This window comes from Clostridium neuense, assembly GCF_045310695.1.
In the GTDB taxonomy this organism is placed as follows: domain Bacteria; phylum Bacillota; class Clostridia; order Clostridiales; family Clostridiaceae; genus Clostridium_S; species Clostridium_S neuense.
In genome coordinates this window covers 255,728-269,560 of the sequence record NZ_JBJIAA010000004.1, presented here as the reverse complement: position 1 = coordinate 269,560, position 13,833 = coordinate 255,728, and the positions used below count along the sequence as shown (strand labels likewise).

Annotated in this window: 12 protein-coding genes; 6 read left to right on the top strand and 6 right to left on the bottom strand. The window is 31.4% G+C overall.

Features of this window, described 5'->3' with window-relative positions:
- The first annotated feature begins 31 nt into the window (after positions 1 to 31).
- The 4 genes from ACJDT4_RS06420 to hydE all read left to right on the top strand — a co-directional run bounded on the left by ACJDT4_RS06420 (position 32) and on the right by hydE (position 5,856).
- Positions 32 to 2,887: a DNA topoisomerase IV subunit A gene (locus ACJDT4_RS06420; RefSeq protein WP_406786716.1), complete on the top strand. Its 2,856-nt coding sequence runs from the start codon at positions 32 to 34 to the stop codon at positions 2,885 to 2,887.
- Between the two features lie 36 nt (positions 2,888 to 2,923).
- Complete coding sequence (locus ACJDT4_RS06415) at positions 2,924 to 3,493, top strand: DJ-1 family glyoxalase III (protein ID WP_406786715.1); 570 nt, start codon at positions 2,924 to 2,926, stop codon at positions 3,491 to 3,493.
- Between the two features lie 88 nt (positions 3,494 to 3,581).
- Complete coding sequence (locus tag ACJDT4_RS06410) at positions 3,582 to 4,793, top strand: M16 family metallopeptidase (protein WP_406786714.1); 1,212 nt, start codon at positions 3,582 to 3,584, stop codon at positions 4,791 to 4,793.
- A gap of 13 nt (positions 4,794 to 4,806) precedes the next feature.
- Complete coding sequence (gene hydE / locus ACJDT4_RS06405) at positions 4,807 to 5,856, top strand: [FeFe] hydrogenase H-cluster radical SAM maturase HydE (protein WP_406786713.1); 1,050 nt, start codon at positions 4,807 to 4,809, stop codon at positions 5,854 to 5,856.
- Here hydE and ACJDT4_RS06400 read toward each other — a convergent pair.
- From ACJDT4_RS06400 to ACJDT4_RS06375, 6 genes are all read right to left on the bottom strand, one after another.
- Positions 5,853 to 6,668, bottom strand: coding sequence for a TIM barrel protein (locus ACJDT4_RS06400; RefSeq protein ID WP_406786712.1), 816 nt, complete (start codon positions 6,666 to 6,668; stop codon positions 5,853 to 5,855). The two genes, hydE and ACJDT4_RS06400, sit on opposite strands and share 4 nt — an antisense overlap.
- 265 nt (positions 6,669 to 6,933) lie before the next feature.
- Complete coding sequence (locus tag ACJDT4_RS06395; protein ID WP_406786711.1) at positions 6,934 to 7,509, bottom strand: ferritin-like domain-containing protein; 576 nt, start codon at positions 7,507 to 7,509, stop codon at positions 6,934 to 6,936.
- A gap of 299 nt (positions 7,510 to 7,808) precedes the next feature.
- The gene (locus ACJDT4_RS06390; RefSeq protein ID WP_406786710.1) at positions 7,809 to 8,306 is read right to left on the bottom strand and encodes a DUF1259 domain-containing protein; all 498 of its coding nucleotides are present in this window, start codon (positions 8,304 to 8,306) and stop codon (positions 7,809 to 7,811) included.
- 64 nt (positions 8,307 to 8,370) lie between these two features.
- Positions 8,371 to 9,210, bottom strand: coding sequence for a CvfB family protein (locus tag ACJDT4_RS06385; RefSeq protein WP_406786709.1), 840 nt, complete (start codon positions 9,208 to 9,210; stop codon positions 8,371 to 8,373).
- A gap of 93 nt (positions 9,211 to 9,303) precedes the next feature.
- Positions 9,304 to 10,539 carry a [FeFe] hydrogenase H-cluster maturation GTPase HydF gene (gene hydF / locus ACJDT4_RS06380; RefSeq protein ID WP_406786708.1) on the bottom strand — a complete coding sequence of 412 codons (1,236 nt, stop codon included), beginning with the start codon at positions 10,537 to 10,539 and terminating at the stop codon, positions 9,304 to 9,306.
- A 14-nt stretch (positions 10,540 to 10,553) separates the two neighbouring features.
- Positions 10,554 to 11,957 carry an aspartate ammonia-lyase gene (locus ACJDT4_RS06375; protein ID WP_406786707.1) on the bottom strand — a complete coding sequence of 468 codons (1,404 nt, stop codon included), beginning with the start codon at positions 11,955 to 11,957 and terminating at the stop codon, positions 10,554 to 10,556.
- A 255-nt stretch (positions 11,958 to 12,212) separates the two neighbouring features.
- Between ACJDT4_RS06375 and ACJDT4_RS06370 the strand changes: the two genes are divergently transcribed.
- Together ACJDT4_RS06370 and ACJDT4_RS06365 are read left to right on the top strand one after the other, a co-directional pair.
- Positions 12,213 to 12,923, top strand: coding sequence for a polyprenol monophosphomannose synthase (locus ACJDT4_RS06370; RefSeq protein ID WP_406786706.1), 711 nt, complete (start codon positions 12,213 to 12,215; stop codon positions 12,921 to 12,923).
- Between the two features lie 98 nt (positions 12,924 to 13,021).
- On the top strand, positions 13,022 to 13,810 hold the full coding sequence (locus ACJDT4_RS06365; RefSeq protein WP_406786705.1) for an ABC transporter substrate-binding protein: 789 nt from the start codon (positions 13,022 to 13,024) through the stop codon (positions 13,808 to 13,810).
- Positions 13,811 to 13,833: the final 23 nt, after the last annotated feature.

Sequence of the window (13,833 nt, the reverse complement as noted above, 5' to 3'; positions counted from 1 at the left end):
AAGGTACTCTATATCTGGAAGGAATGAAAATATGTCAAAAAAAATAAATATACCAAAGGATAATAATATAGTTAGAATTCCAATAGAAGAGGCTATGCCAGAAAACTATTTACCATATGCAGTAGAAGTGGCAAAAGAAAGAGCACTTCCTGATGTAAGAGATGGGTTAAAGCCAGTTCATAGAAGAATTTTATATGGAGCTTATATGCTTAAAGCTTTTCCTGATAAGCCTTATTATAAATCTGCAAGAATAGTTGGAGATATACTAGGAAAATATCATCCACACGGCGATAGTTCTGTATATGAAGCCATGGTTATTCTTGCACAAAATTTTACAACGAGACATCCGCTTATTGATGGACACGGAAACTGGGGAAGTATTGATGGTGATAGTGCAGCTGCCATGCGTTACACTGAGGCAAGGCTTACACCTATAGCTCTTGAAATGTTAAAGGATATAGATAAAGGTGTAGTTAATATGGTTGACAATTATTCAGGCTCTGAACTTGAACCTGAAGTGTTGCCAGGAGGCTACCCTAATTTGCTTGTAAATGGTACTTTCGGTATAGCTGTTGGACTTTCAACTAATATACCACCTCATAACTTAAATGAAACTATAGATGCTGCTCTTCAATATATCGATAATAATGATATAACCATAAAAGAACTTATGAATTACATAAAAGGGCCAGACCTTCCAACAGGGGGGATACTCATAGGTAAGAATTCACTTAGAACTGCCTATGAAACTGGAGAGGGAAGAGTTACCTTAAGAGCAAAAACAAAAATTGAAAAGCTTGAAAGTGGAAGATTTGCTATAGTCATAACAGAATTTCCTTATAAGAGAAATAAGGCTAAGATACTTCAAACCATTTCGGAAATGACAGCAGATAAAAAGCATTCTAAAGTTCTTGAAAGTATAACAGATATACGCGATGAGTCTGACAGAAATGGTATAAGAGGAGTAATAGAATTAAAAAAAGCTGCTGATGAAAAAACTGCTGATAAAATATTAAAATATCTTTTTAAGAAAACTGAACTTCAATGTAATGTGATTTTTAATATGGTTGCAATAGCGGATGGTAAGCCAGAGACTATGAACCTAAAGACTATTTTAGTTCACTATGTAAATCATAGGAAGGATGTTGTGACGAGAAGAACTAAAAAGGAACTTGAAATTGCTAAAAAAAGATTTCACATAGTAGAAGGTTTTATAAAGGCTATAGGAATTATGGATGACATTATAAAAACTATAAGGGCTTCAAAATCTAAAAAGGATTCTGAAGAAAATCTAGTTAAGGAATATGGTTTTACGGAGGCTCAAGCTGAGGCTATTGTAGAATTAATGCTTTATAGACTTACAGGGCTTGAAATAAAAACCTTTGAAAAAGAATATAAAGAACTTGAAAAAATTATAAAAAAACTTAATAATATACTTAAAAATGAAAAAGAGCTTTTAAAGGTAATAAAAAAAGAGCTTTTAGATATAAAAGATAAATATGGCGAAGCAAGAAAAACTGAGATAATTGAAAATGATGATGTGGCAAAAATAGATGTAGAGGAATTTACAGTAGTAGAAGATACTATAGTGACCATGTCCAATGAAGGCTACATAAAAAGAGTATCCCAAAAGTCTTATTCAAGATCCAGTACAGATGTTAACGATATTGAATATAGAGAGGGAGATTTCAATAAATTCTTATTTGAATCCAATACCATACACAATCTTTTGTTTTTTACTGATGCCGGAAATATGTATAAAATAAAAGGAGACGGTATTCCAGAGTGTAAATGGAAAGAAAAAGGTGAAAAGCTGGATAGCATAATAAAGGGTTTGGATCTAAATAAAGAAAAAATAGTAGAAGTATTTTCTATGAAGGATATGGAGGAAGGCAAGTATTTTATTATTTTCACAGATAGAGGTGGCATTAAAAAGACTGGGATAGGTAAGTTTTTAACCAGTTATTCCAAGATAATGGCTCTAAAACTTAGAAAAGATGAAAATGTTGTAAAAGTTATAACTTGCAGTGGTGAAAGGAAGGAAAAGTATCTTGAAATAACAACAGAACTTGGACTCAATTTTAAACTAAAAGAACCTTCAATTGAAGAGGCAGATAGGAATGTAATGTCTTATACTATGTTTAATTTAAGTTCTGAAGATAGAATTACAAATATAAACTTTATAGAGAACTATGAAAGTAGACAATTTGAGGTGAAAATAAGTTCAAAGGGAATTATAAAAACAAATTTGATAAAAAATAACAAATCAGCTATAATTACATCAACGACAGAAAAAATTTTAATCTTCACAAACAAAGGAACAGCTATCAAGGTTCCAGCATTTATGATTGAAAATATTCCTAAAGAAGGCATAAGTGTGTCAACTATTTGTAATGATTTTGGAGAAGATTTTAAGGTAGTTGGAACTATTTCAGTAGAAAAATTTGATGATGACAAATATATTTATTTCTTTAGTAAAAATGGCTTTGTAAAAAAGACTTCCTTAGGTGAGTTTGATGGAGATTATCTTTCAACTTTGTGTTATAAATTTAGAAATGAAAATGATGAACTTATAAATGTGGAATTTGGAACTGAAATTGAAGATGATATTGTTTTGGTTACGGAAAAATCAATGTGTATAAGATTTCAAAATAATTCTGTAAATCCTATGGGTAGAATTGCATCTGGAGTTACAGGGATAAGTTTAAGTGAAGATGATTTTGTGAAATGTGGTTTTATGCTTAAAAAAGAATTTACTAAAATGAGCATTAAGTCTAAGCTTGGCGAAGAAAAAGAAATATTATTCGACAATATAAAAGAACAAAATAGAGGCGGCAAAGGAAAAAGCTTAATGGTTGATGCTCTTTTATCAATGAAGATTGAATAAAATTAAAATAATTTTTTAGGAGGGCAAGAGGGTAAAATGAATAAAGTTTTGTTGTTTTTAGCAGAAGGTTTTGAGGAAATAGAAGCACTTACTACTGTTGATGTTCTTAGAAGAGCAGAAATTGTATGTGATACTTGTTCTTTAAATGGTGAAAGCGTCATAGGAGCGCATGGTATAAAAGTTCTTGCAGATAAAACAATGGATTCTATAAATGAAGATGAATATGATGTGGTAGTTATCCCGGGAGGTATGCCTGGTGCTGAAAATTTAAGAAATAATAGCAAAGTAGTAGGTATAGTGAAAAAATTTAATAACGAAGGGAAAGTTGTTTCTGCCATTTGTGCTGGACCAATTGTTTTGGGAAGGGCGGAGGTAACAGAAGGCAAAAAAGTTACTTCATATCCTGGATACGAAAATGAACTTGGAAAATGCAATTACCTAGAGGAGATTGCAGTAAGGGATGGTAATGTTATAACGAGTAGAGGACCTGCTACAGCAATTTATTTTGCCTTAGAGCTTGTAGAAAAATTAAAGGGTGCTGAAGTTGTAGAAAAGCTAAAGGAAGGTATGCTAGTAAATTTTGTTGAACATAAATTAAAAAAGTAAATATAGGAATGAATAAAGCCTTCATGTTAAAGCATATTTAACTGAAGGCTTTATACTAACTTTTTTCAAGATGTGGAGAGATTTATTGATGAAAGAAAATATACTTATTAATGGAGTAAAAGTAATATATGAGCAGAAGATAGGAGAAATAACTTCATTTTGCATAGGTTTTAAAGCAGGTGCTTCAGAAGAAAAGGAAGAAGGTAAGTATGGAATAGCACATGCTGTAGAACACTGCATATTTAAGGGAACAAAGAATAGAACTGAAAAAGAAATAAATAGTTTATGTGATGAGATTTTTGGCTTTAATAACGCTATGACAAATTTTCCTTATGTTGTTTATTATGGTACAACACTTTCTAAGGATTTTGAAGCAGGGTTTGAGTTGTATAGTGATATAATTATTAATCCTAGCTTTCCAGAGGAAGGATTTGAGGAAGAAAAAAATATAATTTGCGAAGAACTTAAAGAATGGAAAGATGATAAAGAGCAGTTTTGTGAAGATGAACTTTTTAAGAATGCATTTGGAAGTGTAAGAATAAAAGAATGTATCATAGGAAAACATACTAACATAAAAAAATTTACTTTAGATGATATAAAGGAATTTTATAATAAATATTATGTTCCATCAAATTGTGTTATAAGTGTAGTTTCTTCATTATCGGAGGAAACTATAATGGAAATAATAGAAAAATATATGCTTGCTTTTAAAAAAAGCGGAAAAGTAGATCGTGAGTATGAATACGAAAGCAATAAGAGTGGACTATTTTACAGTAAAAGAGATATAGAAGGAGCTAGAATTCAATATATATTTCCAGTTCATAATTTAAGCAATAAGGAAATAAAGGCATTAAGGATATTTAACAATATTTTTGGAGAAGGAACGAGTAGTTTTATTTATGATGAAATAAGGACAAAGTATGGACTTGCATACGAGATATATAGTAAAATAAAAAATGAAGGTGGAATAAAGCTTTACAGCATAAACATGGGTACTTCAAAGGAGAATATAGCTAAAAGTATTGAAATAATTGATAATACCATAGATAAAGCAAAAGAACTTAAAGGATATTTTACAAATTTAAAAATAAAATCTTTGGAGAAAAGCATAAAACTTAAACGGGCACTACAGCTTGAAAGGTCTATTCAACTTGCTATGCAGCTATGTGTTCACTACATTATGTATGGTAGTTCAATAGATGTTTATTATGATTTGGATTTTGATATTGATGAGAAATTTATTATAAGGACTATAAGCAAAGTTTTAACAAATCCTTCTATTCAGGTTGTGGAGCCATAGCAAAGGAGATAAGATGAATAACATATTAGAGATAATAAAAAAAGCTGAGAACACTCATGAGCTTACTAAGGAAGAAATAGTTATTCTTTTAAAGGATGATGAAAATAGAGATGAGCTTTATAGAGCAGCAGATAGAGTTAGAAAAAAATACCTTGGTGATGAAGTACATCTTAGAGGACTTATTGAATTTTCCAATATATGCAAGAGGAATTGTATGTATTGTGGACTTAGACGTGATAACAAGAATTTAAAAAGATATAGATTAAAGGAAGATGAAATAATAGAACTTGCTAAAAAAGCAAAAAGCTATGGGTATCAAACAGTAGTCTTACAATCTGGTGAAGATGATTACTACACTGTTGATAAATTAAAGTATATAGTTAGAGAAATAAAGAAGTTTGATATTGCAATAACCTTGAGCTTAGGTGAAAAAACCTATGAAGAGTATAAGGCTTATAAAGAAGCAGGTGCAGATAGATATCTTATAAGAATAGAAACCACTGATAAAAAGCTTTATGAAGATTTAGATCCAGGCATGAGCCATGAAAATAGAAAGGAATGCCTTTATAATCTTGGAAAGCTTGGCTATGAAGTGGGATCAGGATGCTTAGTTGGTCTTCCAAATCAAACAATGGAATCTTTAGCAGACGACATTTTATTTTTTAAGGAAATAAATGCAGATATGCTTGGGGTTGGTCCATTTATACCAAATGAAGATACTCCACTTGGAAAAGAAAAAACAGGAGACTTCCATTTAAGTTTAAAGGTTACAGCAATAATGCGTCTCTTAATGGTTGATATAAACATACCTGCAACAACTGCTATGGAATCTTTAGAACCAGAAGGAAGATCTAAAGCTTTAATGGCTGGCGCTAATGTTGTTATGCCTAATGTAACAGAAGGTGAATATAGAAAACTGTATGCACTTTATCCAGGTAAGATTTGTGTAAATGATACTCCAGGCCACTGTAGAAAGTGCATTACACTTAAAATAAATAAAATTGGCAGATATGTGTCTGACACTAAAGGCTTTAGAAAAGGAAATGATAGAGAAGTAGTTTAACTATTATATATTTTTTTTAGAAGTAAAGCGTCCTTTTCAAGCATAGGACTTTCACATATTACGCAGCCTTTAACTTTAAACTTTATAAAAGATTTTATACATTCTTTAAAGGGAAAATCACTTTCTAAAAATGGAAGGTGATTTTTTTCTCCTTTTGGTCCATAATTTATACCGGACATATGAATATGCAAGTCATATAAAGCATTTTCTCCAAGTTCTTCCCCAACAAAGTTCAAAATTTTATCAAAATCCTCTTGTGATTTTAACCCTCCATTTTCTCTAGCATGAATGTGAGAAAAATCAATACAAAGTTTGCAGGTTGGAACAGCTTTACACAGTTCCACATTTTCTTTTAAAGAACCAAATTGAGAACCCTTTCCCGTAGTTTCCAGCCTGTAATCTATGCCTATAGAAGGAAGCTTTAAAAGGTTATCCTTGATTGTACTAAAGGTCTCTTCCTTAGAATCCTTTAAATAAAAACCAGGGTGGAATACAAGGCTTTTTCCATGAACACTTTTTAAAGCCTCTGCTCCTTTTATTATTCTTCCTATAGAAGCTTCTTGCTTTTCTAAATCATCTGCATTTAAATTTATGAAGTATGATCCGTGAGCAGAAAGATAAAGGTTATTTTTATCCTTGGATTTAAGAACATCATCCTTATTTTTTGAAGTTATATTTACGCTCCTTACGAAAGGGAGTTCCATAGCATCAAGGCCAATGCTGCTTAAATAGTCTATGCCGGTTTTATATGTAAATTTGGTGTCTCCATTTCCTATTGGAATACCAGAAATTCCAAATAAAAGTTTATCCATTACATCATCTCCTATAGATAAACCGCTTCAACTATTAAAATTCATATGCACCATAATGCCCAGAAGATGGCTTTTAGGTACAAATAAATTTCAAGGTGGTTTATCCTTTTAATTAAGTGAAAGAAGTTGTGTTATAGATAAATCGCTTCAACTATTGAAATTCATGTGCACCATAATGTCCAGAAGATGGCATTTTGGCACAAATAAATTTCAAGTTTCAAAGTGGTTTATCTTTAGCAAATCTTTCACTTATTGTACCACAAAATTACTTACATGTATTACAGTAATCCTTTAAAATACCGTTTAGTATATGGATATGAACTTCCTCGTCGGATATGATCTTTTCTAGTACCTTTTTTATATACTTATCATCTATTTGAAGTAATAAATTCTTGTAACCCCTTATTGCTTCTTTTTCCCCCGATATATCTGACTCTATTTTTTTACATAACAAGTTATTGTCTTTATCGAGTGCATCATTATAAAAATATGCTAATTTACCTGCCATAAACCAATTTCCCATGCTGTCGCAAAAAACTGGATTTCCGCCTAATTTATTTATTAAACTTGAAAGTGTATCTAGATGCCTCATTTCTACAATAGCTATACACATTAAAGTTTTTGATACACGCTCATTTTCTATAGTTTCATGATGATATATATATTGAGTTATAGCTTGAAGCTCACTGGTTATGCTAGAGGCGTAGGGCTCATGTAATAAATTTGCATAAGCTATATTAGGTTTTTCAACCTTTATTTCTGGAAAAGGTATATCAGATTGACACGACAAGGAATTCATGAAATTATCCATAGACAATTTTGAATTCTTTGAGTTTCCCATGGTTTATTTCCCCCTTGTATATAAATTCACTACATTAATATAATATTAAAATTGTAATAATGTGGTTACTGAAAAAAATACAAGTAAAATAATTAAGTTTTAGTTATAAAATATGATAAAAATATTATAGACTTCTGGCAAAATGGAAGATGTAAGATTATCTATGTTACAGGAAGCTACAGATGCTATATTTGTGCAGGCCGGAGATTTAAGTAAGCAATCACTTGGTATTCTTAACTCATAATTATAATGAAAAATAAGCTATAAAACTAATTTAAAATAGTTTTATAGCTTATTTTTTATCTAAGTACTTTAAGAGCTTCTGATACTTTTCTCGCAAAATTTAATGGGTTTTCAATTGACTGAAAATGAACATACATTAATCTAGGATTATCATATATCCAATGGGTATGAACTGCAGAAATATCTATTCCATTCCTCCTAAGAATAGTTAAAAATCTGTTAAGCTCTTCTTGAAGGACAACCGTTTCAGCTAAATTTAAAGCTCTTCCAGAGGAATCCACACTTTGGTATGAAATTTCAGCACCAAGAAATGTTTCAATAGGTTTACCAGATATACTAGCTTTTAAATTTTTTCTTTTTACTTCTACCATACAGTGGGTAGGCATAGATTCAACAACCTTACCGCCAAGGATACTTGCAAATTGTTGGCATAAGGGAGCTCTAGCCTCTGAAGTTGCTTCTATTTCAGGTTCTTCTTGTAAATCTACATCAGAATCTTCTCTCATAAGATTTTTCATATATGGGCAATATCCGTAGTCATTTGATATATACATTATTAAGTTAACCTCCTAAAAATATAACCACTTATAATTTATGAGAGATTATAACATAGTGTGACTACTTTAACTTTGTTCCTTTTTCATCTTGTATTATTAGTCCCTTTTTCATGAGGCCGCCTAATGCGTTTTTAAAGTAATTTTTGCTTTCATGAAAGGTTCTCTTTATGTCTTCTGGTGAACTCTTATCATTATAAGGCATAGAGCCGCCGTGAGCCTTTAAGTATTCACATATTTTATCTTCTAATTCAAGTCTTTCATTTTTAGGAGATTTTCTAGGAGTTAGAGAAAGTCTTCCGTCTTCAAATAATTTTTTTACTCTAAGAGTAAGCTTTTCGCCGGGGTAAAGTCTATTGTAGTATTCATTTTTTAATATAACACCATCAAACTTGTTTTCTACAGCAACCATGGCACTTCCATTTGTTTGAAAGCCATATACGATACCAGTGACGTCTTTATTAAGCATATTATCATCAGCAGGTTCGAGATAATTACTAATATTTGTTGTTGCGGCCAGCCTTCCAGTTTTGTCTACATAAACGTAAAAAAGGTAAAACTTATTTGGCTCTAATATGTAATTTTGCTCTTTTATTGGAACAAATAAGTCTCTTTCAAGACCGATATCAAGGAAAGCACCTATTTTTGTGTTTGATATTACCTTTAAATAGGCAATATCTGATACTTTTGCATAAGGTTCTCTTAAAGTGGCTATTAGTCTATCCTTGGAATCCCTATAAATAAACACCTTTAAGGTATCGCCTATGTTTACTTCTTTATCTTTAACATCTTTTATTGGTAAAAGTACATCGTCACTTGTATTTCTAGTTTCAGCATCTAAAAAAAGGCCAAAATCACTTTTTCTTGCAACTTTGAGTTCGTTATATTCACCGATTTTTATCAATTTATAATCCTCCTTGAAAGTTATCTCTAATAAAATTGTGCTATATCATTTTAACATATTTTTGGATAAAAGTATAAAGTGATAAGTAAAATCCTATTCTTCATTAAATATCATATTTGCACCAGGAAAGGGTTTTAATGCCCTTGGAAGAATTCCTTGAACATAAGCAATTAAAACACCGTAATTTACTATAGGTACATTTTGGGCTCTGGCTTCGTTAATTCTAAACATCATTGCTTTTCTATTAAGCATACATCCTGCACAATGTACAATAAGTGCATAATCCTTTATGTTTTCAGGAAAGGAAAAGCCACTTGAAAAATCAAATTCAAGTTTTTTGCCTGTTTTTTGTCTAAGCCATCTTGGAATTTTAACCTTACCTATATCGTCTGACTGTCGGTGATGAGTGCAGGCCTCTGAAATGAGAATTTTATCTCCATTCTTTAAATTTTCAATTGCTTTTGCACCTTTTACAAGTTCTGTTAAATCACCTTTATGTCTTGCCATTAGTATAGAGAAGGAGGTCATCAAAATATCCTTTGGTGTATCTGCAGATACCTTTAAAAACACCTGTGAATCTGTTATAACCATTTTTGGTTTTTTGGAAAGGCCAGCTAAGGTTTCTCTAAGTTCAAATTCCTTAGTTACAATTGCCATTGCATCGCTTTCAAGAATATCCCTTATGGTCTGCTGCTGAGGAAGTATAAGCCTGCCTTTTGGTGCTGCTTTATCTATAGGAGTTACAAGTATTACAAAGTCAGAAGGGGAAATCAAATCTCCAACAATTTTAAATTTATCTTCATTTTCTGGTACTAGTTTTATTATAGCACTCTTAAGCTCTTTTATACCTTCGCCGGTGAAAGAAGAAACAGAAACAAATGAAATTCCAGTTTCTTTTTCATATAGAGGAATATTAATTTTAGTTTTATCTAATTTATCTATTTTATTTAGGACACCTATTATTGGTATGTTTTTTGATTTGATTTTTGATAGCATATCCTTATCATAATCCGTTAGTCCTTTTGTACCATCTATTATCATCAATGCAATATCAGTTTTATTTAAGACCTCTAGAGTTTTTGCTTTTCTAAGTTCACCTAGATTACTTTCATCATCAAGACCAGCAGTATCTATTAGCATCACAGGACCAATAGGCAAAAGCTCCATTGCTTTGTATACTGGATCTGTAGTTGTTCCCTTAACCTCTGAAACTAAAGCTATATTTTGGGAAGTTATTGCGTTAATTATACTTGATTTACCTGCATTGGTTTTTCCAAATAAGGCTATATGTAATCTGTCACCCTTAGGTGTGGAATTAAGTTCACTCATTTTATCACCTCTAATTAATTTTTAACGCCTGGTATTCCAGGCTTTGTTATTTCATAAGGATTTAATATTTCCTCTATAATTTCTCTTGGTAATATGTTTTCTGAAATAAGAATTTCTTTAATGGTTTTATTTTCTTTTATTGACTTTTGAGCAATTTCTGAAGCTTTTTTATAGCCAATATGATGTACTAAAGCTGTAACTACAGAAGTTGAGCTTTCCAAGTTTTTTTTGCACTTTTCTTCATTAACATTAATGGAGCTAATGCATTTATCCTCAAATATTCTAACTGCATTTGTAAGTAGTTCAAGAGATTCAAGAAGACTTTCACAAATAAGTGGGGAAAATGCGTTAAGCTGAAGCTGTCCCTGAGAAGCTGCTAAGGTTATGGCTGTATCGTTTGCTATAACTCTCATTGAAACCTGAGCTGTCATTTCACATATAACTGGATTTACTTTTCCAGGCATAATTGATGAGCCGGCTTGCACTTCTTGAAGTTTATATTCTCCAAATCCGCCATTAGGACCACTGGCAAGAAGCCTTAAATCATTTGAAATTTTCATTAGATTAACGGCAGCTGATTTTAAAAGGCCAGAAACTTCAACGAATACATCCATGTTTTGAGTAACATCCATCATGTAATCACTTCGTGAAAGACCAAGGCCAGTTAAGTCTTGAATAACATCGGTTACAGTAAATATATACTTTTCCGAAGCATTAAGTCCTGTGCCCATAGCAGTTCCGCCAAGATTTATTTCTCTTAGCCTTTCTTCAACCTTATATATTCTCCATCTATCCCTTGAAATAGCTTTTGCATATGCACCAAACTGCTGACCTACCATCATAGGGAGGGCATCCATAAGCTCAGTTCTTCCAAGAGTTATTATATCAGAAAACTTATCCTCCTTAATTTGGAGTGATTCTTGAAGCTTTGAAAGAGCATCTGCAAGAGGTCTTAGGAGTTTTATTGATGCAATTCTAAGCGCAGTAGGATATACATCATTTGTTGATTGAGACATATTTACATCTTCAATAGGTCTTACTATGGAGTAATCTCCTTTTTCTCCACCAAGTAGTTCTATAGCTCTATTTGCAATAACCTCATTGACATTCATGTTTGTGGAGGTTCCAGCACCACCTTGAAGAAAATTTGTTATGAATTCATTTTCTAAATTTCCTTCAAGTATTTCGTCGCAAGCTTTTATTATAGCATCAGCCTTTTTATTAGGCAGTTCCTTCAATTTTTTATGTGCTATTGCGGCAGCCTTTTTTATGGTTACAATAGCATAAATTAAGTTTATATTAACCTTTTTATCATTTATATTAAAATTTGCTTCAGCACGTTTGGCATTTATGCCGTAATATGCACTTTCTGGAATTTCATCTTCTCCAAGTAAATCTTTTTCTAATCTAAAATTCAAATTAAAGCCTCCTTGAAGTATTTTATAAATTTTAGTTCCATTTTAACAAAGTTTAGTGGGATTAACAACCAACAATATATTGACACAAATATTAATATGATATAGAGTTAACTTAGGTGTTGAGATTAGGATATGGTTTAACCTTCAAATGTAATAATTTGTAATATTTTATTTTCTAAAATATTAAAATGAAAAATATGGATAAATAGTATGTCTATGGTATGATAAATAACAACTAAAAAGTAGGTGAAAAAATTGTTATCTATTATAATTCCTGTGTACAATGAAAGGCAAAACATAAAAGAATTAGTTACGAGAATAGAAAATGCACTTAAAGATAATAACTATGAAATTATATTTGTGGATGATAGTAATGATGAAACTACGAATATAATAATGAGTTTAGCGAAACAAGATGATAAAGTTAAATTGATACACAGAGAAGGCAAAAAAGGACTATCTTCTGCTGTAATTGAAGGATTTAAAATGGCAAGAGGTGATGTGTTTGCCGTAATGGATGGAGATTTGCAACATCCGCCAGAAATAATGCCAATTATGTTATCCAAAATTAATGAAGGCGCAGATATAGTGATTCCAAGCAGATTTATTGAAGGTGGGAGTGATGGAGGCTTAAATTTGTTTAGGAAGCTTGTTTCTGGAACAGCAAGATATATGGGAAAGCTGCTCTTTAAAAAGCTCAGGAAGGTTTCTGATCCTACCAGTGGGATATTTATGTTAAAAAAGTCTATTATAAATGATAAAAAATTAAGTGATATAGGATGGAAAATATTAATTGAAATACTTGTTATGGGTGATTATAATAATTTAGTTGAAATCCCATATGGTTTCGATACTAGGAATTCTGGAGAGTCAAAAATGAATGCTTTTGTACAGGCTCAATATTTAAAACACTTACTTAGCTTGATTTTAAGAACCAAATTTAATATAAACAGGAATAATTATTAATATTATTGCATTTTTAAACACCATATGTTAATATATTATTTATAAAACAGATAAAAAATTGACAAAATAATATATTGTTTACAGAGGTGTTTGATAATATGAAAAAGGTTTTGGCAATGATGGTATCTTTATTCATGATGGCAGCTATTTTTTCTGGTTGTGGGCAAAAGAGCTCTACGGATGATTCTCTGGAGAAAGTAAAAAAAGCAGGAGTACTTCTTGTAGGCATGCATGATGATTATCCGCCAATGGAGTTTAGAAATGAGGGCGATGAAAAAGTTGGGTTTGAAGTTGACCTAGCTAAAGAATTAGGCAAAAAAATGGGAGTCAAAATAAAATTTGTTTCAAATGCTTGGGATGGAATTTTCCTTGCACTTAACTCTAAGAAATTTGATGTTATAATGTCAACTGTAAGTATTACGGATGAAAGAAAAAAGACAATGCTCTTTTCGGAGCCTATAGTGTATGGTGGTAATGCTATATTTGTAAAAGCAGATAACACGAGTATAAAGAATGAAAAAGATTTTCCAGGAAAGACTATAGGATGTGAAGCAGGAAGTACTGCACAGGACATAGTATCAAAGATATCAGGGCTAAGAGACCTTAAAAAATATAATGCCGCACCAGATGCGTTTATTGACCTCAAGAATGGCAGAATCTCAGCAATAGTTACGGATCCAATGGTAGGTGACTATTACAGTGCTAAAGAAAAAGGAGTTTATAAAAGACTTAAATCAACTTTAAACAAAGAACCTATAGGAGCTGCTTTTAGAAAAAATGACAAAGCACTTAGGGATGAATTTAATAAAGAATTTAACGCTTTAAATAAGGATGGTACCTTATCTAAACTTTCTACTAAATGGTTTGGATATGATATATATAAATAAAAAGTTTTATAATTGATAGGGAG